Raw genomic sequence first — 23,136 nt, 5'->3', positions numbered from 1 at the left:
CGGGCGAATTTTCGATGACGTGGGCCGCGCCAAGGCTGATCGTGCCTTGGCCCTCCGCGAAAACGAGCTGTTGGGGAAAGTCCCTGCCCTATTTGCCCGCGCGAGCGGGCGAGCCGGCGGGCTGGCCCGTTCGGAACCTGTCCTTCATCCGACCGATCCAGCCGTTGAAGGCCTCGTTGTCGGCGGTGACGCGGCTGAAGTCCGAGGCCGACAGCGATTCGACATTCATGCCCTGCAACGCGACGCGCAGACCGTCCGGATTGCTGGCGTTGTCGACGAAGCCCGACCAGCGCTGGCGCAGGCGAGCCAGGGACTTGTCGTCGTCGGCCAGGCTGTAGGCCACGGCCGAGCGAAGCAGGCGGGCCTCGTCGCCGGGACTCAGAGCGCCCGGGGTCTTGAAGCGATCACCCAGCGAACGCTCGTACAGCGCACCGGCCGTCGGCCAGGTGTGCTGCTTCCAGGCGATCTCGGCGCGGATCTCCTGGCCGTCGCGGCTGGCGTCCCTGTCGATCAGCTCCAGCGCGTCGTCGAAGCGGCCCAGGCCCATCAGGGCGCGAGCGGTGGCCAGGCGACGCTCGACGTTCAGGGCCGGCGGCAAGATGGTGGTGCGGGTCGCGTTGATCGCGTCCAACGCATCCTCCGGCTTCTTGTTCATCAGGTAGATCCAGGCCAGATCTGTGGCGACCTGGGCCTTGGGCACGCCGTTCAGGCGGTTGTCGACCTGGTACTTCAGCAGCTTGGCGGCGTCGTCCAGCAGGTCGACGTCGACAAGGCGGCGCACCAGGTTGCGGACCATCTGGTCGCCATCGGCGCCGATCGGGGTCAGGTCCTGGAAGTCATAGAACAGCCCCACGGCCTGGACCGGCTGCATGCCGTCGGCCAGGCCTTGCAGGAACAGCTGCCGGAAGGTGTTCGACAGATCGTTCTGCAGCGCCACGGCTTCGGGGCGGTCGGGCAGCTGGCGACCCGCCGAGCGCAGCACTTCCAGCGCCTCCCGATAGCGGCCCTGGTCGATATAGAGGCGGCCCAGCGAACGGATCACCTCCAGCTCGACGCCGTCGCCGCGCCAGCGGTAGCGGAGCTGGTTCAGGACCTCGGCGGCCTTCTGAGCGCTGATCTGGCCCTTGGCGTAGCCCAGCTCGGTGGCGTGCAGCATGGCCGGCGTAGCGATGCGGTCGTACGGCGCCTTGGCGATAGCCTCGAACATGCGGCGGGCGCGGACCTTCTCGCCCTTGGCCTCGAAGATGCGGGCCTGGGTCAGGCGGATATCCAGTTGATCCTCGACCGGAACCTTGGGTGTATCCAGCGCCTTCGTCACCCATTGCATCGCGCCAGTCACGTCGCCGACGCCGAGCGCCGCCTGGGCCTGGGCGTGCAGGAAGCGCGCGCGCCAGATCGGCGGAAAGAGATCCAGGGCCCGGCCGCCGCCGGCGAACTTGGCGCGGGCGTCGGCCCACTGCCCCTGCTTGGCCGAGATGTAGCCGCGCCACAGGGCGCTGGACGGATCGTCGGCCAGGACGGGCGAGGAGAAGTCGGCGTCCGCCTCGTTCAGGCGACCGGCGAACACCTTGGCCACGCCGCGCAGGCCGCGGAACTCGGCGTCGCCCAGCAGGGTCTGGTGCTTGCGGCCCGCGGCGTTCAGGACGCCAATGGCCTCGAACGACATTTGCGAGCCGACCAGGAAGCGGGCCAAAGCCATGCGCGCGGCGCGGTCGCTATCCTTGCCCTCGCCCTCCGGCGCGGCGGCGACGGCGCCCTGCAGAGCGTTGTAACGGGCCAGGAAGCCGCCCGAACCGGTCTTGGGCCAGGTGTCGAGGTCGATCAGGGCCGGCATCGACATCGGCTGCGGCGCGCCGGCGGCGGCCTCTTCCGGCGGCGTGTTGGCCGATATCGGCGAGAGGATCAGGCCCTTGGGGCGGCCGATGCGCAGCAGGTCGCCGCTGGCCTGGACGACCAGGTCGCTGGCATAGGCCTCGGCGGCCAAGCCCTGGGCCGACTGCAGCAGCGCCATCTCGACATAGTCGCGACGCGACGGCAGCCCCTTGGACGGCCCCAGCGCCGGGGCCACCATCAGCTTGTCGCCCACGGCCGGGTCGGCGACCCAGACCGGCTTGGTGACGCCCGAGACGGTGGCCGACAGGGTGGCCGGTTGGACGCTCTCGTCGCGCGCCACCTTGATGACGTCCGGCGTTTCCTGCGTGCCCGGACCGAGGCTGATCTTCCACGACCCGCCCTGCCCCACGGCCACGTAGGGCGTGCCGGCCTGGGTGACGATGCGCAGGGCCGTGTAGTCCGGGCCCTTCAGGGCCTGGATCTTGGAATAGCGAACGCTGGATGACGGCAGCTTGGAGATATCCAGCCGCGCGGGCGTGTCGAACACGATCCACACCGCCTCGCCGCGCCGGAAGACGGCGGCGCCGGCCGGCGCGGCCCAGTCGAATGACAGCGTGACCTGCTGGTCCTCGCGGTCGAAGCCAACCTTGACCACGCCGCCGGCGGGCATCGGGTTGGGACGGCCGATCGGAGCGGCCGGGGCCGGCGTCTGGCTGGCGGGCGGCGCGCCGGGACGAGCGAACAGATTGACGAAATCGACGCCATCGGCATTGCCGAGCCGGGCGTCGGCGTCATCCGTCAGTGTGATGACGATCTCCAGCGCGCCGTTGATGTGGCGGGCCTCCGCGGCCTTCAGCCAGCGGGGCGGCGCGATCTTCAGGGTCGAGAGATCGGGATTGGCGTCGCGGTTGAACCGCAGCACCAAGGTCTGACCTTCGCGATGGGAAACAAGCTTCGCGCCGCCGCTCCAGTGGAACTCGATGCGCGAGAAGTCCGCCGCCTGCGCCACGCGCACGTCCAGCGACGCGCGCGCCGCGGGGGGCGGCGGCGCGGCGTATCCGGACGGCGCCAGCGTCCCCGCGATGACCGCGGCGGCGACGCTGGAGCGCAGGAGCTGGCGAAGGGTCATGGGCCTCCCTTAACCGGCCTTCTTGGGCGCCGACTTGGCCTTGGGCGCGGCGGGATCGGCCGCGCCGGCGAGACCGGCGTCGGCCTGTTGCTTGTTGGGCGCGGCGCCCGGGGCGGCGGGCGTGGCGGCGTTGTCGGCGATCGCGGCCTTGCCCTTTTCGACGGCCGGATTGGCCATGCGCGAGGCCAGGCGTTCGGTCAGGATCTTGGCGTCGGCCGGAGCCATGTTGGCCAGGATCTGCGACAGGGCCCGTTCCTTCATCTTGGCGGCGATCGGCAGGCGGACCTCATCCGACAACAGGGTCATGCGGGCGGCGGCGTCCTTGGGCTTCATGCCCTGATAGACGACCACAAGCCGGTCGACCTCGGCCTGCTTCTGGGCGTCGACCTGGCCCAGCAGGCCCGAGATGTCGCCCTTCAGGCCGGTCAGGGCCTTCATCTTGGCGTCCAGCTTGGCTTCGGCGGCGGCCAGCAGTTGCAGTTGCACGTCGATGTCCTGCTCGCGCTGGTCCAGCTGCCCGCGGCGGGCGCCCAGGCTCTGCAGCACGCGCAGTTCGGCGGGCGAGAGACCGGCTTCCTTGGCCAGGGCGTCGGCCGAAGGGGCGCAGACGCGCGGCGGCGGCGCGTTGGCGGCGGCGGGCTGGCCTGCGCTCTCGGCCGAGGCGGCTTCCTCGCCGCCCTCGGTCTTGGCGTCCTTCTTGCCGGGCTTGGCGACACCCTCGGCGAAGGCCTTGGCCCCGCCCACGAGGTCGGGCAGCGACTTGGCGCCGGCCATGGCGTTGATCGCCAGCACGCCGCCGACGGCGACGCCGACGAGGGGGAGAATGCGCGGAACGTTCTTCATCGGCGGGGAGCCCTGGGGTTGGCGGACGGGCTCTCGCCCGGTCCGTCGAAGAGGTCATCATCGATCCGCGCCCGTGAACGCGGCGTTTCTTTCGTCTGGCTTGGCGCTATGCCCGGACGCGAGGCCGGGCGCGCGATGGGCTCGCCGCGGGCGGCGCGTTCGACGCGGTCCTCGCGGTCCAGCAGGCGCTCGAAGTCGGCTGCCGACAGGCGGCGCTCGCCCTGCGGGGCGGCGGCCGGCGGCGTCTCGCGGCCGAGGCGCGGCGCGGGACGCTCGGCCGGGGCTTGTGGCTGAGCCTTCGACGCCAGGCTCGGAGCCTGCGGCGGGCGGCTGACCAGTTCGCCCAACTGGGCGGCCAGGGCCTGGGCGCGCTCGATTCGCACCGCCAGGGTCTCGGCCGCCTCGTCGGTGGCCGCCCGCAGATCGGCCAGGCCCTGCTCGGCGCGGGCCGCGGCGTTGTCCAGGTCGGCCACCGCCTTGGCGAAGCCCTCATGACTGTCGCGCAGCGCCTTCAGACGGCGCTCGAGGCGCCAGCCGAAGACCAGCGCCGCGATCAGCAGCACGACCAGGAACCCGTTCATGGCGAAGGCGACGAGGCTCATTTCAGCTTCTGCACGGCCTTCTTGGCGGCGGGCGTCAGCGGCGCCTCGGCCCGCACGGCGATCGAATGGTTGCGGCGCCCCATGCGCCCCCGCGTCAGCGGGATGGCCCCGGCGCGCAGCTCGACCAGGCTGTCAGGCGTGGCGTTCAGCATCAGCGTGTCGCCGATCTGCATGTTCAGCACGCGCGACAGCGGCACCTGCTGCTCGTCGAGCACGGCGCGAACCTCCATCTGCGTGGTCCACAGCTCGGTGGCCAAGTGGCCTTCCCAGATGTTGTCGCGGCCGAACTTCTCACCCATGAACTGCTGCAGCAGCATCTTCCGGATGGGTTCCAGCGTCGCGTAGGGCAGCAACAGCTCGATACGGCCGCCGCGGTCTTCCATGTCGATGCGCAGCTTGACCAGGATCGCGGCATTGGCGGGCCGGGCGATAGCGGCGAAGCGCGGGTTGGTCTCCAGGCGATCCAGCGAGAAGCTGACCGGATGCAGGGGCTCGAAGGCGCTCTTCAGATCGTGCAGCACCACCTCGATCATCCGCTGCACCAGCACGCGCTCGATCGTCGTATAGGGACGACCTTCGATGCGCATCGCGGCCGTGCCCCGACGCCCGCCTAGCAGCACGTCGACGATCGAATAGATCAGGTTCGAATCGACGGTCAGCAGGCCGTAGTTGTCCAGCTCCTCGGCGCGGAACACCGCCAGGATGGCCGGCAGCGGGATCGAGTTCAGATAGTCGCCAAAGCGGATCGAGCTGATGTTGTCGAGGCTGACCTCGACGTTGTCGGAGGTGAAGTTCCGCAGGCTGGTGGTCATCAACCGCACCAGGCGGTCGAAGACGATTTCCAGCATCGGCAGGCGTTCGTACGAGACCAGCGCCGAGTTGATGATGGCGCGGATGCCCGTGCGGTCCTCGCCGCCGTCGCCAGAGAGATCGAAGCCCAGCAGGCTGTCGATTTCGTCCTGGTTCAGGATGCGCTCGGAGCCGCCTTCGCCGCCGCCGTCGTCCCAGCCGCCCATGCCGCCGGAAAAGTCGCCGAATTCGTTCGTGCCGCCGCCGGCGTCGCCTTCACCGAAGGCGCCGGGGGGATTTTGCGAGGCCCATTGGGCCATCGCGGCCTGATCGTCGAGTTCGTCCGCCATGATCGTTCGCCCAACAGCCCGAGGGCTAGTTGATCAGCATCTCCTCGATGAGGACCGCATTCACCTTCGCCGGCGCGGCGACCAGGTTCACCCGGCGCAGCAGCTCGTAGCGCAGCTGGTAGGTGCCCTGGCTGCCGTTCAGATCTTCCGGGCGAAGCTCGCGCAGGAAGGCCTGGAACATGTCCTGGAGCCTCGGCAGATTCGGCGTCAGCTCTTCGGCCGTGTCTTCGTCCGGCAGCTCGAAGGTCAGTTTCAGCTTCAGGAAGGTCGACTTGCCGTCGGCGGCCTGCATGTTCACGACGATGTCGGGCAAGGTGTAGAAGACCACGCCGTCGGGGCCCTCCTTGATCACCGGCGCGGGACCGCCGGCCGCGGCCGCGCCGCCCTCGCCTTCCTTTTTCTCGCCGTGACCGCCCTTTTCTTCCTTCTTTTCCTTTTTCTTTTCCTTCTTTTCAGCCCCGTGCTCGCCCGCCTCGGCGGCCGGTTTCGGCTTCATCAGGAAAAAGGCCGCGGCGCCGCCACCGCCCAGGACGAGGACGCCCGCGGCGATCGCGATGATCAGGATCGGCGGCTTCTTCTTGGCGGGGGCTTCGCCTTCGGCGCCCTCTTCGCCTTCGGGAGCCGGAGCTTCCTTTTCGGGTTTCTTGGCCACGCGCGCGGTTCCTTGGAATCTATACCCGTACACATGCGGGGCGCATGGTTAACGATCTGTTCTTGAGGCCATTTGGTCGCAGGCTGAATCTGCCCGGCAGACTCCGACCAACACCCGGCCATTAACCTTCCTATTCGTTGATTTATAAGAACTTTCAGCGCTGGCACGAAGGTTGCTTCAAGGGTTTCGGCGCATTTGTCGCGCCAGCCGCCCGAGTTAACTCGCCATGGACAACGCGCTCTACGTCGGCCTCTCGCGTCAGATGACGCTGCGCCGCCAGCTCGACATCGTGGCCAACAACATCGCCAACGCCAACACCACCGGCTTCAAGACCGAGGACCTGATGGTCCGCACGGAACAGGCCAAGCCGGCCAAGACCCTGGACGGCGCCTCGCCGGTGAAGTTCGTGCTGGACGACCGCGTCGCCCGCGACTTCACCCAGGGCGCCATGACCAAGACGGGCGGTGATTTCGACCTCGCCATCGAGGGAACCGGCTTCTTCCACGTCCAGACCGCCGCCGGCGATCGCTACACCCGCGACGGTCGCTTCACGACCAATCCCGAAGGCCAGCTGGTCACCCAGGAAGGCGCGCAAGTGCTGGACGACGGCGGCGGCCCGCTGCTGATCGACCCGGCCCTGGGCCCGGTCTCGATCGGCAAGGACGGCACGGTCAGCCAGGGCGCTGTTCGCGTCGGCCGGCTGGCCGTGGTTCGTCCCGACGACCTGGCCTCGATGGCCAAGGACGGCGACAACCTCTACCGCAACACCGCCAACACCACTCTGCAAGCCGCGCCGGACGCCCGCGTCCACCAGGGCATGCTGGAATCCTCGAACGTCCAACCGGTCATCGAGATCACCAAGCTGATCGAGATCCAGCGCGCCTACGAGGGCGTCGCCAAGATGATGGACAACACCGCCGAACTTTCGCGCAGCGCCGTCGAGCGTCTGGGCAAGCTGAATTAAGGGGCCTAGCCGATGCAAGCTCTCCGCACCGCCGCTTCGGGCATGTCAGCGCAACAGCTGAACGTCGAAGTCATCTCGAACAACATCGCGAACATGAACACCGTCGGCTTCAAGCGCCAACGGGCCGAGTTCCAGGACCTGCTCTACCAGCAGGTGGAGCGCGCCGGTTCGCAGTCGTCCAGCGATGGCAGCATCGTCCCGACCGGCGTCCAGGTCGGCGGCGGCGTCAAGGCCGGCTCGGTCTACCGCATCACCGAACAGGGCACCCCGACCCTGACCGACAACCCGCTGGACGTCGCGATCCAGGGCAAGGGCTACCTGCAGATCCTGCTGCCCTCTGGCGAGACGGCCTATACCCGGGCCGGCAACTTCTCGACCAACGACCAGGGCCAGATCGTCACCGAGGACGGCTACACCGTCCAGCCGGGCATCACGGTCCCGCAGAACACCACCGACATCACGATCAGCAAGACCGGCCTGGTGCAGGTCAAGCTGGACGGCCAGCCGCAGCCGCAGACCATCGGCCAGCTGCAACTGGCCACCTTCATGAACGAAGGCGGCCTGGAACAGATCGGCGACAACCTGCTGCTGGAGACCGCCGCCTCGGGCGCCGCCAACCTCGCCGCCCCCGGCGAGCCGGGCTTCGGCACGCTGCTGCAGCACTACACCGAAGCCTCGAACGTCGACGCGGTGACGGAAATCACTTCGCTGATCACGGCCCAGCGCGCCTACGAGATGAACTCGAAGGTGATCACCACGGCCGACCAGATGCTCCAAGCCACCTCGCAGCTGCGGTCGTAAGCTCATGAAAGCCTTCCTCCTCGCCGCCGCCGCCACGCTGGCGATCAGCGCCCTCAGCGCCCCGGCGCACGCAGGCACGCCGGTGACCCTGCGCATGGACACCACCGACGCCGACGGCCGCATCACCCTGGGCGACCTGTTCGACGGCGTCAGCGGTCCGGCCGCCAACATCGTCGTCGCCCCCCGCATGGGTCCGACGGCCGTGCTCGAGGCCGGTCAGGTGCAAGTCTCTGCCCGCCGCGCCGGCTTCGACTGGAGCAACAGCAACGGCATCCGCCGTATCATCGTCCGCGAAGGCCAGGACAACGGCGGCGTCTCGACCGGCGGCAGAGCCCTGGCCGGCGCCGCGCGCGGCAATGTGGAAGTTCTTGCCTACGCCCGCAGCCTCTCGGCCGGCGAAATCGTCCAGCCCCAGGACCTCGTCTGGGTAAAGATGGCCGGCGCCCCTATGGACGCGCCGCGCGACGCGGACACCGTCATCGGCCTGGCCGCCAAGCGCCCCCTGCGTGAAGGCGCCGCAGTCCAGAGCCGCGACGTCGCCGCCGCCCAGGTCATCAAGACCGGCGACCTGGTCACCGTCACCTATGACGACGGCGGAATTTCCCTTTCGCTTCAAGGCAAGGCCATGGCCGCCGCCGCGACGGGCGACCTCTTCGCCGTTCAGAACACGCTCTCGAAGAAGATCATCCAAGCGGTCGCCACCGGCCCTGGCTCCGCGGCGGTCGGTCCGCAGGCCCAAGGCTTGCAAGCCCGTTCGCAACCCGTCCGTTTCGCCGCTCGCTAAGAGGTAGCCCACCCCATGCGTCGCCCCGTCATCATCGCCGCCGCCGTCCTGCTCGCGCCGCTGGCCGCCTGCTCCACCGTGACCGAAGCCGTGAAGGGGCCGCAGCTGGCCCCGGTCGGCTATCCGGCCGAACTGGCCCCGATGCAGCAGCAATATGTCTCGGCCCGCGAGCCCGCCCCGCAGGCGGCCTCGGCCAACTCGCTGTGGCGCGTCGGCGCCCGCGCGTTCTTCAACGACCAGCGCGCCAGCCGCGTCGGCGACATCGTCACCGTCATGATCGACATCGACGACAGCGCCAGCACCAAGAACCAGACCGCCAGCTCGCGCACCTCGAACATGAAGGCCGGCGTGCCGAACTTCCTGGGCCTGGAGTCCAGCCTGGGCAAGGTCCTGCCGGGCGGCTTCGATCCGGCCAACGCCGTGAACACCAACTCGGCCACCACCAACGCCGGCGCGGGCAGCGTCCAGCGCTCGGAAAAGATCAGCCTGACGATCGCCGCCGTGGTCAGCCAGGTCCTGCCGAACGGCAACATGGTCATCCAGGGCACCCAGGAGGTCCGCACCAACGCCGAGCTGCGCCAGCTGACCGTGGCCGGCATCGTGCGCCCGGAGGACATCTCCTCGGCCAACACCATCAAGCACACCCAGATCGCCGAAGCCCGCATCAGCTACGGCGGCCGCGGCGACATCAGCCGCGTGCAGAAGACCCCCGCCGGCCAGTCGCTGGTCGAGAAGTTCTCGCCGTTCTAAGCGCGCCATTTGGGCGGAAACGTCCAAGCCCCCTCAAGGACCCGCAAGTTCGTCGGGCGCGGCCATCGCAAGGTGGCCGCGCCCGATGCGTTTCAGGAGCCATTCAGGTTCCGGCTGCGTTGATCGGAGCGAGGAGAGCTTCATGGGACGCCGCATCACCGCCTTCGCCGCGCTGGGTTTGGCCGCCGTCCTGTCCGGCTGCGCCCATGAGAAGGTCGCGCTGGACGGCTATCGCTGGGCCTATCTTGCGGACGGCGCAGAAGCCCCTCGCCTGGCCTACGGCCGCCCCAACACCGACGATGTCGTGCTGATGATCAGCTGCCGTCCCGGCCAGGATCAGGTGAACGTCTCGGCCGTGGGCCTGTCCGGCGGCGAAATCGTCCTGGCTTCGGGCCGGGCGGAAAGCCGCTTCTCCGCCGCCCGAGTGGACGACGCCCTAAACCAGGGCGGCCTCCTGGAAGGACGCGGCAAGGCCAGCGCTCCGGCCCTGGACGGTTTCCGCAAATCCGGCGACCTGGCCCTGCTGACCAAGGGCGAACGCCATAGCCTTGCCGCGGACGCCGCCGACCGGGGCAGCATAAAGGCCTTCTTCAAGGCCTGCGGGGTCTAGGCCCGGCGGCCGGCGCCCGCGGCGCTGACATTGTCCATGCCCATGGCTGACAAGGCCCCGCGCAGGATGCCCTCGGCGTCAAGGCCGGCCTGGGCGTACATGGCTTCAGGCTTGTCCTGGTCCTGGAAGACGTCGGGCAGGCACAGGGTGCGGATCTTCAGGCCGCGATCCAGCGCGCCGTGCTGGGCCAGGGCCTGCAGCACGAAGGCGCCGAAGCCGCCCGTCGCGCCTTCCTCGACCGTGACGATCGCCTCGTGCTCGCGCGCCAGGCGCAGCAGCAGATCCAGGTCGAGCGGCTTGGCGAAGCGGGCGTCGCAGACGGTGGCCGAGAGGCCACGCGCGGCCAGCAGATCAGCAGCCTTCAAGCTCTCCGACAGACGCGTGCCGAACGAGACGATGGCGACGCTGGTCCCTTCGCGGACGATGCGGCCCTTGCCAATCTCCAGGGGTTCGGCGATCGCGGGAATGTCCAGGCCCAGACCCTCGCCGCGCGGATAGCGGAAGGCGCTGGGGCGATCGTCGATCTCCGCAGCGGTGGCGACCATGCGGGCCAGTTCCACCTCGTCGGCGGCGGCCATCAGCACCATGCCGGGCAGAGCGCCCATGAAGCCGATGTCGAAGCTGCCGGCGTGGGTGGGGCCGTCTGCGCCCACCAGACCGGCGCGGTCCATGGCGAAGCGCACCGGCAGACCCTGGATGGCCACGTCGTGCACCACCTGGTCGTAGCCGCGCTGCAGGAAGGTCGAATAGATCGCCGTGAACGGCTTCATCCCGTCCGCGGCGAGGCCGGCGGCGAAGGTCACCGCGTGCTGCTCGGCGATGCCGACGTCGAAGGTGCGCTCCGGGAAAGCCTTCTGGAACAGGTCCAGGCCCGTGCCCGAGGGCATGGCGGCGGTGATGGCGACGATCTTGTCGTCCTTTTCCGCCTGCTTGATCAGTTCCTGGGCGAAGACCTTGGTGTAGCTGGGCGGACCAGCGGCCGCCTTGTGCTGCTGGCCGGTGACCACGTCGAACCTGGCCACCGCGTGCAGTTTGTCGTCGGCGCCCTCGGCCGGAGCGTAGCCCTTGCCCTTCTGGGTGACGCAGTGGACCAGCACCGGCTTGTCCTCGAACGCCTTGGCGTTCTTGAGCACGCTGACCAGGGCGTCCATGTCATGGCCGTCGATCGGGCCGATATAGTAGAAGCCCAGCTCCTCGAAGAAGGTGCCGCCGGTGACCATGCCCCGGGCATATTCTTCCGCCTTGCGGGCGGCTTCGCGCATCGGGGTCGGCAGTTTCTCGACCACCGTCTTGCCCAGCTTGCGCACCGAGCGGTAGGCGCCGCCCGAAACCAGGTTGGCGAGATAGGCGCTCATGCCGCCGACCGGCGGGGCGATCGACATGTCGTTGTCGTTGAGGATGACGATCAGGCGCTTGGTGGTGTCCGTCGCCGCGTTCATCGCCTCATAGGCCATGCCCGCGCCCAGCGAGCCGTCGCCGATCACGGCGATGACGTTGTTGTCCTCGCCTTTCGCGTCGCGCGCGGCGCAGAAGCCCAGGGCCGCCGAGATCGAGGTGGCCGCGTGGGCCGCGCCGAACGGGTCGTATTCGCTCTCGGCCCGCTTGGTGAAGCCCGACAGGCCGCCGCCCTGGCGCAGCGTCTTGATGCGGTCGCGGCGCCCGGTGAGGATCTTGTGCGGATAGGCCTGATGGCCGACGTCCCAGATGACGATGTCCTTGGGCGTCTCGAAGACGTGGTGCAGCGCCACGGTCAGCTCGACCACGCCCAGGCCCGCGCCCAGGTGGCCGCCCGTCACCGACACCGCGTCGATGGTCTCGGCGCGCACCTCGGCCGCGAGCTGTTTCAGCTCCGCGACGGAAAGGCCGCGCGTGTCGGCTGGCGAAGCGATGGTGTCGAGCAGTGGCGTTTTGGAGGACATGTTGGAAGAAAGCGCGGTCAGTTGCGGCGGTCCAGCACGAAATCAACGCTTTCGCGCAGATGTTCGGCTCGTTCGCCAAAGATTTCGAGATGGGAGCGGGTTTGGTCGGCCAGAAGCGTCACGCGCTCCTTGGCCGCGTCCAGCCCCAGCAGGGTGACGTAGTTGGCCTTGCCCTTGGCGGCGTCCTTGCCGCCGGTGGCCTTGCCCATGGTCTTGGGATCACCCTCGGCGTCCAGGATGTCGTCGACGATCTGGTAGGCCAGGCCCAGATCCTGGGCGAACGCCATCAGGGCGGCGCGCTCGGCTTCCTTGGCGCGGGCGATGATCAGCGGGATCTCGAAGGCGAAGGCGATCAGGGCCCCGGTCTTCAGCCGCTGCATCCGGGCCACCGCGCCGAGATCGTCGCGAACCCCGAGAATGTCGATCATCTGACCGCCAGCCATGCCCTTGGCGCCCGAGGCGATGGCCAGCTTGCGCACCAGTTCGGAACGGACGTGGCCGTCGTCGTGGGTGTCGGGGTGGGCCATGATCTCGAAGGCCGCCGTCTGCAGCGCGTCGCCCGCCAGGATGGCCGTGGCCTCGTCATACTGCTTGTGCACGGTCGGACGACCGCGGCGGACGGCGTCGTCGTCCATGGCCGGCAAGTCGTCGTGCACCAGGCTGTAGGCGTGGATGCACTCCAGCGCGCAGGCCGCACGCAGCACCGGCCGCTCGGGCAGGTCGAACATCTTGCCGGTCTCGAGCGCGAAGAACGGGCGCAGGCGCTTGCCCGGCCCCAGGGCCGCGTAGCGCATGGCTTCGGTCAGGCGGGTCTCCGGACCGTCGGCCCGCGGCAGCAGCTCGTCGAGCGCCACGGTGACGATGTCGGCGGCCTGGACGATCCGCTTGGCCAGGTCGGACGGGGCGAGATCTGTCAAGGGCGGCTCCCCTCGGTCCGCGCGCGGGCGCCCGTCATCAGTTGAACTCGGCCGCTTCGGCGGTCACGGCCCCGCCCTGGCCCAGGACGATCTTCTCGACCTTCAGGCGCGCGGCTTCCAGCTTCTTCTCGCAATGGGCCTTCAAGGCCGCGCCGCGCTCATAGATGTCGATCGAGCGCTCCAGCGGAGCCTGGCCCGACTCCAGCTCGGCCACGATCCGCTCCAGCTGCGCCAGGGCTTCCTCGAAGCTCAGGGCGGCGATATCGGCGGGATTGCTGGCGGCGTCGGTCATTTCAACTCTCAGGTGAACAGCCGTCAGCCTAGTGGCGACAGGCGGCGCGGGCAACGGCGTAGAGCCAAGGCGTGGTTAAGGGAAGAGTCTTTGGCCCGTCAGCCGCGACGGAAGCGCTTGAGGCTCCAATAGGCGTGGCCTTCATCGAGCAATTTGATCAGCCCCCGCGCCTTTAGCGCATCGGCGATCATCCAGTTGAAGAAACCATGGGCCACGACCAGCACATCCTGACCCTGGTCGGACAGAGCCACCAGCCGGTCGGCGACCTCGCCGGCCCGGATCTCCGCCTCGGCGCGGGTCTCCTGGCCGCCATGGTTGTTGAAGAACCACCACCAGAAGCGGGCGAAGAACCCCAGGCGCTTGGGCGACATCCGCAGCCACAACGGCCAGGGCGGCGGCGGCAGCGGGGCCTCGATGAAGGTCTCGTCAGTGACGAAGGCGCGATCGCCGACCACCGCCTTGGCGGTCTCGATGGCGCGGCGGCGGGTCGAGACGATGATCGCATCGGCGTCGCGGGCGATCTGGATCAGCCCGGCCGGCGGAGTCTGCCCTTCCTTGAGCCCCCCTACCTCGTAGCGAGCCCACCACTCGCCGTATTCGGGCGCGTTGAGGCGAACCTTCCGCGACAGCGCGGGTTCGCCGTGGCGGGCCAGGGTGATGGTCCCCGGCTTCACGGGCGAGGACGCTTGGTCGGCGGTGGTGACGTCGGCCATGTTGAAGAGAAGTCGGTGGGCAGAAAGCCGTCCCGTCCCCTCACCCCTCCTGAAGAGCGCGCACATGCGCGGCGGCGGAACGCCCCAGCGCCTGGAGGTCGTAACCGCCCTCGAGCGAGGACACAACCCGGCCCTTGGCGCGGGCGTTGGCCACCGAGACGATCGCCCGCGTCGCCCAGGCGAAATCGTCCTCGTCCAGGCTCTGGGCCGACAAGGGGTCCCGGACGTGGGCGTCGAAGCCAGCCGAGACGATCAGCAGTTCGGGCGCGAAAGCGTCGACCTTGTCCATCAGTCCCTCGAATCGCGACCGCCAGGCCTCGCGCGGCGCGTGGGGCGCCACGGTGGCGTTGGCGATGTTACCCAGCCCCGTCTCGGACGGATCGCCCGTGCCGGGATAAAGCGGCGACTGATGGATCGAGGCGAAGAACACGGTTGGGTCGTTCTCGAACACCGCCTGGGTGCCGTTGCCGTGATGGACGTCGAAGTCGACGATAGCCACCCGCCTCAGCCCGGCCGCCTGGGCCGCGCGGGCCGCCACGGCGACGCTGGAGAAGACGCAGAAGCCCATCGCCACGCCAGGTTCGGCGTGGTGACCGGGCGGCCGGACGGCGCAGAAGGCGCGGCTGGCCTCTCCCGCGGCGATGGCCCGCACTGCCGCGACGCCGGCCCCGGCCGCGCGCCGGGCCGCGGCCAGGCTGCCGCTCGACATCACCGTGTCGGGATCCAGCGCCAGGCGACCCGACTTCGGGGCGGCCTCGAACACGGCGTCGATGAAGGCCTTGGGATGCACCCGCAGCAGGTCCTCGACGTCGACTAGCGGCGCGTCCAGCGCCTCCAGCGCCAGGTTGGGATCGTCGTTCAGCGCGTCGACCACGGCCCGCAGCCGCTCGGGGCTCTCGACGTGGCCATGGCCGGGCTGATGATCCAGCATGTCGAGATGCGTGTAGAGCGACAGGGTCACGGATCAGCCCGCCTTGCGGACCGGCTCGGCCTGGACGCCCAGCACATTGGCGTCGCCCCAGGCCTTGAGCGCGCAGATCACCGGCTCCAGGCTCCTGCCCTTGGTCGATAACGCATATTCGACCTTGGGCGGCACCTCGGCATAGACGGTGCGGACGATCAGGCCGTCGCGCTCCAGCTCGCGCAGTTGCTTGGTCAGCATGCGCTGGGTCACCGCCCCCAGCTTGCGCCCCAGGGCGTTGAAACGCAGGCGGCCGCTGAGCAGGTGGTACAGGATCACCCCCTTCCACTTGCCGTCGATCAAGTTCAGCGCCGCCTCAACGCCACACTCCTTGGGATCTTCCACAGCCGCCTCACGGTATACTTTAGGGTACTACATACAGAAAATGACCGTACTTGCGAAGATCGTAGCATGGCGCGATCTCCTGGTCGCGGCTTGAGACCGCCCTCTTTGCTGGAGACCATCATGAAGATCGTCGGCTTCCGTGACTTGCTGCCCGCTACCGATCCCAACGCCCTGCTCGACCTGGAAGCCCCCGATCCCATGGCCAGCGGACACGACATCCTAGTGCGGGTGAAAGCCGTTTCGGTGAACCCCGTCGACACCAAGGTGCGCAGCCGCGCCCAGCCGGCGCCGGGCGAGGTCCGGGTGCTGGGCTTCGACGCCGCCGGCGTGGTCGAGGCGGTCGGCGAGGCCGTCACCCTGTTCGCGCCGGGCGACGAGGTGTTCTACGCCGGCGCCATCGGCCGCCAGGGCTCGAACGCCGAACTGCAGCTGGTCGACGAGCGCATCGTCGGCAAAAAGCCCAAGAGCCTGGACTTCGCCCAGGCCGCCGCCATGCCCCTGACCTTCATCACCGCCTGGGAACTGCTGTTTGACCGGTTCGGCGTGGCGCGCGACGGCGGCGAGGGCCAGACCCTGGTGATCATCGGCGGCGCCGGCGGCGTGGGGTCGGCCCTGATCCAGCTGGCCCGCAAGCTGACCCGGCTGAACGTCGTCGCCAGCGCCTCGCGCGACGAGACCCGGCGCTGGGTCGAGGACCTGGGCGCGCACCAGACCTTCGACCATACCAAGCCGCTGGCCGACGAACTGGCGCGCCTGGGCCTGGACGCCCCGGCCTACATCGCCTGCCTGACCCACAGCGCCCAGCACTTCCCGCAGGTCGCCGACGCCATCGCCCTGCAGGGCAAGATCGGGATCATCGAGGCCGATGGCGACCTGAACATCCGCCCGCTGCAGGCCAAGGCCGCTTCGATCCACTGGGAGTACATGTTCGCCCGGCCGCAGGGTACGCCGGACATGATCCAGCAGCACCGGTTGCTCACCGAAGTCGCCGACCTCGTCGACCAGGGCGTTCTGCGCACCACCCTGACCCAGGTGGTCGGCAAGATCCGCGCCGCCGACCTGCTGGAAGCCCATCGGATCGTCGAAAGCGCCCGCACCATCGGCAAGGTGGCGCTGGAAGGCTTCTGACCGCTGAAGGGCTCATATTGAAGGCGGGGGTCATGGCGGCTACTCAAGTCGCCATGACCGACAAGCTCCGCCGCGCGACGATCGAAGACGCCGACACCGTATCCAGCCTGGGCGCGCGCACCTTCACAGAGACCTTCGCCCATCTCTATCCGCCCGAGGACCTGGAGACCTTCCTGGCCTACGCCTACGGCCTGGAGCGGACCCGCAACGATCTCGCCCATCCCGACAAGGCGACCTGGCTGCTGGAGGACGAGGACGGTGAGGCCATCGGCTATGCCCTGGCCGGCCCCTGCGACCTGCCGCATGACGAGGTGAGGCCCGGCGACGGCGAGCTGAAGCGCGTCTATGTGCTCAAGAGCCATCAGGGCGGCGGCCGCGGCTCGGCGCTGCTGAACACCGCTCTGGACTGGCTGGAGAAGGACGGCCCGCGTCCGCTGTGGATCGGCGTGTGGTCGGAGAACTTCGGCGCGCAACGGCTTTACGGCCGGCTGGGGTTCGCGAAGGTGGGCGAATACCACTTCCCGGTCGGAGAGACCCGGGACCTGGAGTTCATCCTGCGGCGAGGGTGAACGCCCCTTCCGCCCCCTCCGGGGGCGGACGACCGCGCATCGCGCGGTCAGGTGGGGCAAGTAGGGCGATTACGCTCCGCACTTGCCCCCTCCGCGCCTTCGGCGCTCCTCCCCCAGAGGGGGAAGAAGGCCATTGTTGCGTCTGCTTTCAGAACCCTCCATTCTCCCGAACATCTGTTCGAAAGCCGCGCCGATGTTCCTTCGCTTCTTCTCCGAGCTCCGCCAGGCCAAGGTGCCGGTGAGCCTGCGCGAATACCTCCTGCTGATGGAGGCCCTCGACAAGGACGTCATCGATCGCACGGTCGAGGACTTCTACTTCCTGTCGCGCGCCAGCTTGGTGAAGGACGAGAAGAACCTCGACAAGTTCGACCGCGTGTTCGGGCATGTCTTCAAGGGGCTGGAGACGGTCAACGAAGGCCTCGCCGCCGACATCCCGGAAGAGTGGCTCAAGGCGCTAACCGAGAAGTTCCTGACCGACCAGGAAAAGGCCCAGATCGAGGCCCTCGGCGGTTTCGAGAAGCTGATGGAGACCCTGCAGGAGCGTCTGCGCGAGCAGAAGAAGCGCCACGAGGGCGGAAACAAGATGATCGGCTCGGGCGGAACCAGCCCGTTCGGCAACAACGGCTACAACCCGGAAGGCGTCCGGATCGGACAGGACAAGAGCCGCCATGGCCGGGCGGTGAAGGTCTGGGACAAGCGCGAGTACAAGAACCTCGACGACAGCGTCGAACTGGGCACCCGCAACATCAAGGTCGCCCTACGCCGCCTGCGGAAGTTCGCCCGCACCGGCGCGGCCGAAGAGCTTGATTTGAACGGCACGATCAAGGGCACGGCCGAAAAGGGCTATCTGGATATCCAGCTGCGTCCCGAGCGCCGCAACGCCATCAAGGTGCTGATCTTCTTCGACATCGGCGGCTCGATGGACGGCCATATCAAGCTCTGCGAGGAGCTGTTCAGCGCGGCCAAGACCGAGTTCAAGAACCTCGAATTCTACTACTTCCACAACTGCCTCTACGAGACCGTGTGGAAGGACAACAGACGCCGCAACACCGAGAAGATCCAGACCTTCGACGTGCTCCACAAGTTCCCGGCCGACTACAAGGTGATCTTCGTCGGCGACGCGACCATGAGCCCGTACGAGATCACCTATCCGGGCGGCAGCGTCGAGCACTGGAACGAGGAGCCCGGCGCGATCTGGATGCAGCGGGTCACCGATATCTATCAGAGCTGTATCTGGCTGAACCCGACGCCCGAGCGGCACTGGGACTACACCCAGTCGATCGGCGTCATGAAGCAGATCCTGTCCGACCGCATGTACCCGCTGACCCTGGAAGGCCTGGACAAAGCCATGCGCGAACTGGTTCGCGGCTAGATTAGCGGACCGGCGCGTCGCCGAAGTGGCCGGCGTCATTCGATGGCTGGCCGATCAGCGGCACTTCCGGCGCCGCGGTATGATCGTTGGCGATCATGGTTCCGATCCGGAAGGTGGAGCTGTTGGCGCCGCCCAGCAGGATGAAGACGTCTTCGCGCCCGTCGCCGTCGATATCGAAACCGACGCGGGCGCCCGACACCGCCTGGCTGACGTCCGTGGCCTGCGTGAGAGCAGCGTCGTTCAGCGCCTGGACCTGGGCCGCCAGCACGTTGCTGACCGCGGCGGTGCTGACCACTGTCGCGCGCCCCTCGCCCATCACGGCAAGATGGTCGCCCTTGGCGGCCGAGTAGTCGAGCACGACACCCAGCAGGGCGGCCAACTTGTCGGCCGGTCGCGCGGCGGAGATCAAGAAGGTGTCGGCGCCCGTCCCACCGGTCGCGACCGCGCGGGCGTTCATGACGATGCGGTCGGCGCCTTCGCCGCCGTCCAAGTGATCGACCTCGCCCTTCGGGGCGCCTCGGCCGTCGATATAGTCGTCGCCGGCGCCGCCGCGGATCGTGTCGCCGCCGGCCGTGCCGTACATGACATCGGCGCCGGCCGTGCCGACCATGACAGTCCTGGTCGCGGCCAAGCCCTGGCCGCCCACGTCCTCGACCACCGCCTTGTCTTCCGAGGTGGGAGGCAAGTGGCCGGAGCCCCAGGCCGGCTGCGGTTCCGGCGCGGGAGTCGCCGCCAGGTGCGAGATCTTGAACGCCGACAGGCCCTGCGGAGCCTCGCTCGGCGCCTGGATCGTGATCGCCTCGGCGCCTTGCGGCTTGACCGCCGGCGGCGGCAAGGCTTCGCCGGCCGCGGCGGCGGGCGTATGCGCCTGCGTCCGGTCCGACTCGAGGTTGAGGGCGGCGATCAGCTTGGAGGCCAAAGTCTCGATAGCCGGATCGTCGGCGCGCGGCAGGTTCTCGAAGGTCAGGCGGCCCGCCTCGCCCAGGTCGGCGCCGCGCATCTCTAGATAGAGACCGACGGCGATGACCAGCGACAGGAACGACTGGGCCTCGCGGCTGGCGGGATTGAAGGCGACGACCGTTCCGCTCTGCTCCGGGATGCCCGAGGCCAGCACCTGGCGCAGAGCGCCCCACAGGCTGCCCACCTGGTGGAACATGTCGATCGCCGCGTCGTGGACGACGAACTGGCCGTCGATGCGAGCGATGTGGACCAGAACGTCCTGGTTGGAATCGGTGACCACGTACCAGGGGTCGCCCGAATCGGTCTGGCCGAAGATCCCGTCGACCTCGCCATAGGCCGCCTCCAGCTGCTGCGTCAGCAGCATCAGCAGGCCGCGCTCGTTGGCGGACCAGTCGCTGGCCGGAGGCCGCGGGCTGAAGGCTAGGATCTCACCCATTTCGTCGCTCGTCAGGCCTGGGCCGCCCGTTCAGTCACGACCGGCTCCGCCTCTTCGGCGGCGCCGTCAAACAGAAGCCGGTACAGCTCAGGTTCGTAATATCGCAGCAAGGTGCGGGCGAACTGGCCCGGATCAAGACCCAAGCTCTCGGCCCAGACGGCTTGAGCCTCGATCGGAACGCGACCCAGACCGTTCTCCACCTGCGAGACGAAGGTGTAATAACGCAACCCGGTCTTCTCGGCCAGTTCAGCCTGAGTGAGGCCAGCGGCCTCGCGCGCGGACTTCAGCCAACGCCCCGCCTCGCGGCGCAGAGTCTTGGTAAGAGCCGCCTTGGCGGGATTCATGGCCGTTCTGGACATCGCTAAGCCGCTTCCTCGCCCCGTACGCGGGCGCTCCCTAGTTGTTACACAATGCGTAAAAACGCAACAATCGATCGTCGGCCTCGCAAGAGGCCTTGCGGATGATCTTCGACCCACATACAGTTTTTATGCAACTATTTTGAATGTATCGACCGCATGTACGTTTCGATCGCCGCCACCCACGCCCGCTCGGCAGCCCCGCTCCCACAGGAGTGGCGCGTTCCGCCGCGCCTGTCGCTGATCATGGTGGTCTACATGACCGGTCCGACCTTGATGGAGAGCGTGCGCCACGCCCTGGCCGAGCCTAGGGTCGAGGAGTTCGTCATCGTCGACAATGGCTCCTCCCTGGCCGACGCGGCCTGGCTGCGCGACCTGGCGCGCCGCGAGCCGCGCGTGCGCCTGCTGCAGGGCCTGGGCAATATCGGCTTCGCGCGCGCCGCCAATCTGGGCGCGGGCGCGGCCAAGGGGGAAGAGCTGATCTTCCTCAATCCCGACGCCTTCCTGACCCCCGGGGCGGTGGCGGCCCTGTCCGAGGCCGCCCGCGATCGCCCTTCGCCCTGCGTGATCGGGGCCCGGGTGTTCAATACAGACGGAACCGAACAGCGGGGCGCGCGGCGCGGCGAGATCACGCCCGTCACGACCCTGCTCACCCTCTCGAAGCTTAGCGCCCTTCTGCCCCCGCTGCGCCGCTTCGAGATCCACCGGGAGAGCGAAGCCCCCCCTTCGCACCCGGTGGACACCCCTACGATCTCGGGTGCCTGCTTCTATATGCGGGCCACCGATTTTCACGCCCTCGGCGGCTTCGACGAGGGCTATTTCCTGCATGTCGAGGATATCGACCTGTGCTGGCGGGCCCGCCGTCAGGGCGGCAGCGTGCTGTTCCAGCCCGACGCCCGCATCGTCCACGTGGGCTCGACCAGCAAGGAGAACCCGCTGGTCGTCGAGTGGCACAAGGGCCGCGGTCTGGTGCGCTACTTCCTCAAGCGCGCCGATAGCCTGCCCCGCAAGGCCCTGGCGCTGCTGCTGGCGCCGCTGATCCTGGGCGTGGCGGTGGGCCGGCCGCTGCTGCGCCAACTGCGCCGCGGCCGGATGGGTCGCCCCGTCGAGCGTCTCGCCGCCGTCGGCTGAACGCCCGCTGGAGAGCGGAGCAGCGCGCGTTTCGCGGAAAATGCCGCCAACAACCGTCCATCCGCGTTCAGACGATGATCTTGACGCTTGCGCCAAATTCGAACGCCCGTAAGACTTCCCCACGGGTAAAGGGGAACATGTAGTGAGTCCGACCACCGACGTCGCCGCTTCCAACGAAGTCGAGGCGGCAGAGACCGAAGCCGCCACCAAGAATCTGGTCTTCGTCGCCGCCGAGCGCCTGTTCGCGCTGCACGGTTTCCAGAATGTCTCCGTGCGCGACATCACCGCCGCCGCCGGCGTGAACCTGGCCTCGGTGAACTACCACTTCGGGTCCAAGGACGCCTTGCTGTTCGAGATCTTCCGTCGCCGCACGGCCGAGCTCAATCGCGAGCGGGCCAAGATGCTGCACGAGGCCAACGACCGCAACGACGGCGCCCCGCCGCTGCGCGAAATCCTGGCCGCCCTGCTGACCCCTCCCCTGCGCTGGCTGGCCCCGGACCACGAGCGCCGCATCTCGCTGCAGTTCCTGATCCGCGCCCGCAGCGAAGGCACCGACGAGATTCGCACCGTGCTGAAGACCGACGTCTCGCACCTGCGACGCTTCTCCGACGCCCTGCTGCGCGCCCGTCCGGACCTGTCGCCGGAAGACGTCTACTGGCGGCTGCACTTCACCCTGGGCATGCTGCACAACAACCGCTTCGCCGAGTTCGACCGCCTGAACGTGCTCTCGGAAGGCCAGACCAGCGAGGCCGATGTCGTGGCCCTGCTGGGCCGCATGCTCGCCTTCGCCGAGGCCGGTTTTCTCGCCTAACGCGTAGTCCGGAACCCAGTCACGGCCGGCGCGTTCTGCGTCCGGCATGGGACGGCTGCGGATCCTTCACGAGACTCGGTACTATTATGAACGGCCGGTGCGGTTCGGACCGCAGCGGCTGATGATCCGCCCGCGCGACAGCCACGCCCTGCGCATCGTCGAGGCCTCGCTGCGGCTGTTTCCGCCGGGCGCGACGCGCTGGAGCTATGACGCCAACGGCAACTGCGTCTGCATTTTCGAACCGACAGGCCAAGCCGACGCCATGCGTGTGGCCAGCGAGCTTGTCATCGACCGCTACCCCGCGCCGCTAGCGCCGCAGCGGATCGAGAACCCCGACACCCTGACTCCGATCGTCTATTCCCGCGAAGATCGGATGACGCTGGAGCCGTTCATCGCCCCCGTCACCGACGACCCTGACGCGGTGCTGCTGCGCTGGCTGCGCGACATCCGGGCGCATCGCGACGAACCGGCCCTGGCCTTCCTGCTGCGCATCAACGAGCTGATCCACAGCCAGTTCGAATATCGCACGCGCATGGAAGAAGGCGTGCAGACGCCGGTCGAGACGCTGCGGAAACGCAGCGGAGCGTGCCGCGACCTGGCCTGGCTGATGGTCGAGGGCCTGCGACGCCTGGGTTACGCGGCCCTGTTCGCCACCGGCTACATCCATTCGCCCGGGACGATGATCCGCGGCGCCGGCGCCACCCACGCCTGGTGCGAAGTCTTCCTGCCCGACCTGGGCTGGCTGGAATTCGACCCCACCAACGGCTTGGCCGAGTCGCCGGACTTGATCCGCGTGGCCGCCACCCGAACGCCGGCCCAGGCGTTACCGGTTTCCGGGGCGATCATCGGCGACCCGGGCTCGGCGCGTCTTCACGTCTCCGTGGAGGTGCGCCTTATCGATCCCATTAATCATGCGGCGTGATACAGTGAGTGCGCGTACGGGAGGAAAAGCCATGACTAGCGGCTTCCAGCACCAGGACCCCATGCGGAACTTCAGCTTTCCCAAGGCGGAGCCCAAGGCCCAGCACGGCCAGAAGCCCGATCAGGAATGCCTGAAGGTGAAGGAAAAGCGGACCTTCGAACCCAAACCCGGGCACTGAATTGTAAAAAAGGCTCACG

General features: G+C 68.3%; 25 protein-coding genes. 12 read left to right on the top strand and 13 right to left on the bottom strand.

What is annotated here, in order from left to right:
- Nucleotides 1-88 precede the first annotated feature (88 nt).
- Genes EIK80_RS08320 through fliL form a run of 5 tightly spaced genes read right to left on the bottom strand, consistent with a single transcriptional unit; the run spans nt 89 to nt 6,198 of the window.
- On the bottom strand, nt 89-2,962 hold the full coding sequence (locus tag EIK80_RS08320) for a lipopolysaccharide assembly protein LapB (RefSeq protein ID WP_125156487.1): 2,874 nt from the start codon (nt 2,960-2,962) through the stop codon (nt 89-91).
- 9 nt (nt 2,963-2,971) lie between these two features.
- Complete coding sequence (locus EIK80_RS08315) at nt 2,972-3,805, bottom strand: MotE family protein (protein WP_125156486.1); 834 nt, start codon at nt 3,803-3,805, stop codon at nt 2,972-2,974.
- Nucleotides 3,802-4,407, bottom strand: a complete 606-nt coding sequence (locus EIK80_RS08310) for a DUF6468 domain-containing protein (protein WP_125156485.1) — start codon at nt 4,405-4,407, stop codon at nt 3,802-3,804. Before EIK80_RS08310 ends, EIK80_RS08315 begins: the two co-directional genes overlap by 4 nt.
- On the bottom strand, nt 4,404-5,546 hold the full coding sequence (gene fliM / locus EIK80_RS08305; RefSeq protein ID WP_125156484.1) for a flagellar motor switch protein FliM: 1,143 nt from the start codon (nt 5,544-5,546) through the stop codon (nt 4,404-4,406). The genes EIK80_RS08310 and fliM overlap by 4 nt, the downstream gene beginning before the upstream one ends.
- Nucleotides 5,547-5,571: 25 nt before the next feature.
- Nucleotides 5,572-6,198, bottom strand: a complete 627-nt coding sequence (gene fliL / locus EIK80_RS08300; RefSeq protein WP_125156483.1) for a flagellar basal body-associated protein FliL — start codon at nt 6,196-6,198, stop codon at nt 5,572-5,574.
- A gap of 226 nt (nt 6,199-6,424) precedes the next feature.
- On the opposite strand from fliL, the gene flgF reads away from it, so the two are divergent.
- The 5 genes from flgF (at nt 6,425) to EIK80_RS08275 (ending at nt 10,107) form a co-directional block, all read left to right on the top strand.
- A complete protein-coding gene (gene flgF / locus EIK80_RS08295) occupies nt 6,425-7,162 on the top strand; it encodes a flagellar basal-body rod protein FlgF (protein WP_125156482.1) in 738 nt (245 codons plus the stop codon).
- Nucleotides 7,163-7,174: 12 nt separating this feature from the next.
- Nucleotides 7,175-7,963: a flagellar basal-body rod protein FlgG gene (gene flgG, locus EIK80_RS08290; protein WP_125156481.1), complete on the top strand. Its 789-nt coding sequence runs from the start codon at nt 7,175-7,177 to the stop codon at nt 7,961-7,963.
- A 4-nt stretch (nt 7,964-7,967) separates the two neighbouring features.
- Nucleotides 7,968-8,747, top strand: a complete 780-nt coding sequence (flgA, locus tag EIK80_RS08285) for a flagellar basal body P-ring formation chaperone FlgA (protein ID WP_125156480.1) — start codon at nt 7,968-7,970, stop codon at nt 8,745-8,747.
- A gap of 15 nt (nt 8,748-8,762) precedes the next feature.
- A complete protein-coding gene (flgH, locus tag EIK80_RS08280; protein WP_125156479.1) occupies nt 8,763-9,497 on the top strand; it encodes a flagellar basal body L-ring protein FlgH in 735 nt (244 codons plus the stop codon).
- Nucleotides 9,498-9,639: 142 nt separating this feature from the next.
- Complete coding sequence (locus EIK80_RS08275; protein ID WP_125156478.1) at nt 9,640-10,107, top strand: hypothetical protein; 468 nt, start codon at nt 9,640-9,642, stop codon at nt 10,105-10,107.
- Here EIK80_RS08275 and dxs read toward each other — a convergent pair.
- From dxs to EIK80_RS08245, 6 genes are all read right to left on the bottom strand, one after another.
- Nucleotides 10,104-12,026: a 1-deoxy-D-xylulose-5-phosphate synthase gene (dxs, locus tag EIK80_RS08270; RefSeq protein WP_125156477.1), complete on the bottom strand. Its 1,923-nt coding sequence runs from the start codon at nt 12,024-12,026 to the stop codon at nt 10,104-10,106. The genes EIK80_RS08275 and dxs overlap by 4 nt on opposite strands.
- A 17-nt stretch (nt 12,027-12,043) precedes the next feature.
- On the bottom strand, nt 12,044-12,943 hold the full coding sequence (locus tag EIK80_RS08265; RefSeq protein ID WP_125156476.1) for a polyprenyl synthetase family protein: 900 nt from the start codon (nt 12,941-12,943) through the stop codon (nt 12,044-12,046).
- 37 nt (nt 12,944-12,980) lie between these two features.
- On the bottom strand, nt 12,981-13,235 hold the full coding sequence (locus tag EIK80_RS08260) for an exodeoxyribonuclease VII small subunit (protein ID WP_125156475.1): 255 nt from the start codon (nt 13,233-13,235) through the stop codon (nt 12,981-12,983).
- A gap of 98 nt (nt 13,236-13,333) precedes the next feature.
- Entirely contained in the window at nt 13,334-14,014 is a 681-nt protein-coding gene (locus EIK80_RS08255; protein ID WP_125156474.1) for a histidine phosphatase family protein, read from the bottom strand.
- On the bottom strand, nt 13,989-14,909 hold the full coding sequence (locus tag EIK80_RS08250; RefSeq protein ID WP_199743415.1) for a histone deacetylase family protein: 921 nt from the start codon (nt 14,907-14,909) through the stop codon (nt 13,989-13,991). The genes EIK80_RS08255 and EIK80_RS08250 overlap by 26 nt, the downstream gene beginning before the upstream one ends.
- A 3-nt stretch (nt 14,910-14,912) precedes the next feature.
- On the bottom strand, nt 14,913-15,254 hold the full coding sequence (locus EIK80_RS08245; protein WP_125156473.1) for a helix-turn-helix domain-containing protein: 342 nt from the start codon (nt 15,252-15,254) through the stop codon (nt 14,913-14,915).
- A 120-nt stretch (nt 15,255-15,374) separates the two neighbouring features.
- On the opposite strand from EIK80_RS08245, the gene EIK80_RS08240 reads away from it, so the two are divergent.
- From EIK80_RS08240 to EIK80_RS08230, 3 genes are all read left to right on the top strand, one after another.
- Nucleotides 15,375-16,382: a zinc-binding alcohol dehydrogenase family protein gene (locus tag EIK80_RS08240; protein ID WP_125156472.1), complete on the top strand. Its 1,008-nt coding sequence runs from the start codon at nt 15,375-15,377 to the stop codon at nt 16,380-16,382.
- Between the two features lie 32 nt (nt 16,383-16,414).
- Nucleotides 16,415-16,951 carry a GNAT family N-acetyltransferase gene (locus EIK80_RS08235; protein WP_125156471.1) on the top strand — a complete coding sequence of 179 codons (537 nt, stop codon included), beginning with the start codon at nt 16,415-16,417 and terminating at the stop codon, nt 16,949-16,951.
- A 193-nt stretch (nt 16,952-17,144) separates the two neighbouring features.
- A complete protein-coding gene (locus tag EIK80_RS08230) occupies nt 17,145-18,323 on the top strand; it encodes a VWA domain-containing protein (protein WP_125156470.1) in 1,179 nt (392 codons plus the stop codon).
- A 1-nt stretch (nt 18,324) separates the two neighbouring features.
- Here the strand turns inward: EIK80_RS08230 and EIK80_RS08225 are convergent, their stop codons facing one another.
- Together EIK80_RS08225 and EIK80_RS08220 are read right to left on the bottom strand one after the other, a co-directional pair.
- Nucleotides 18,325-19,719, bottom strand: coding sequence for a calcium-binding protein (locus EIK80_RS08225; protein WP_125156469.1), 1,395 nt, complete (start codon nt 19,717-19,719; stop codon nt 18,325-18,327).
- A gap of 11 nt (nt 19,720-19,730) precedes the next feature.
- Nucleotides 19,731-20,078, bottom strand: a complete 348-nt coding sequence (locus EIK80_RS08220) for a helix-turn-helix domain-containing protein (RefSeq protein WP_125156468.1) — start codon at nt 20,076-20,078, stop codon at nt 19,731-19,733.
- Between the two features lie 156 nt (nt 20,079-20,234).
- Between EIK80_RS08220 and EIK80_RS08215 the strand changes: the two genes are divergently transcribed.
- The 4 genes from EIK80_RS08215 to EIK80_RS26355 all read left to right on the top strand — a co-directional run bounded on the left by EIK80_RS08215 (nt 20,235) and on the right by EIK80_RS26355 (nt 23,117).
- Nucleotides 20,235-21,206, top strand: a complete 972-nt coding sequence (locus EIK80_RS08215; protein WP_125156467.1) for a glycosyltransferase family 2 protein — start codon at nt 20,235-20,237, stop codon at nt 21,204-21,206.
- 142 nt (nt 21,207-21,348) lie between these two features.
- Complete coding sequence (locus tag EIK80_RS08210; RefSeq protein WP_125156466.1) at nt 21,349-22,017, top strand: TetR/AcrR family transcriptional regulator; 669 nt, start codon at nt 21,349-21,351, stop codon at nt 22,015-22,017.
- A gap of 46 nt (nt 22,018-22,063) precedes the next feature.
- Nucleotides 22,064-22,939 (top strand): transglutaminase family protein, encoded by an 876-nt coding sequence (locus tag EIK80_RS08205; RefSeq protein ID WP_125156465.1) that lies wholly within the window; start codon nt 22,064-22,066, stop codon nt 22,937-22,939.
- Nucleotides 22,940-22,970: 31 nt separating this feature from the next.
- A complete protein-coding gene (locus EIK80_RS26355) occupies nt 22,971-23,117 on the top strand; it encodes a hypothetical protein (RefSeq protein ID WP_199743414.1) in 147 nt (48 codons plus the stop codon).
- Nucleotides 23,118-23,136 lie beyond the last annotated feature (19 nt).

Source organism: Caulobacter sp. 602-1 (assembly GCF_003931565.1).
Taxonomy (GTDB): Bacteria; Pseudomonadota; Alphaproteobacteria; order Caulobacterales; family Caulobacteraceae; genus Caulobacter.
Note: the sequence above shows the minus strand (reverse complement) of the source record. Positions and strands in the feature narration are given on the sequence as shown.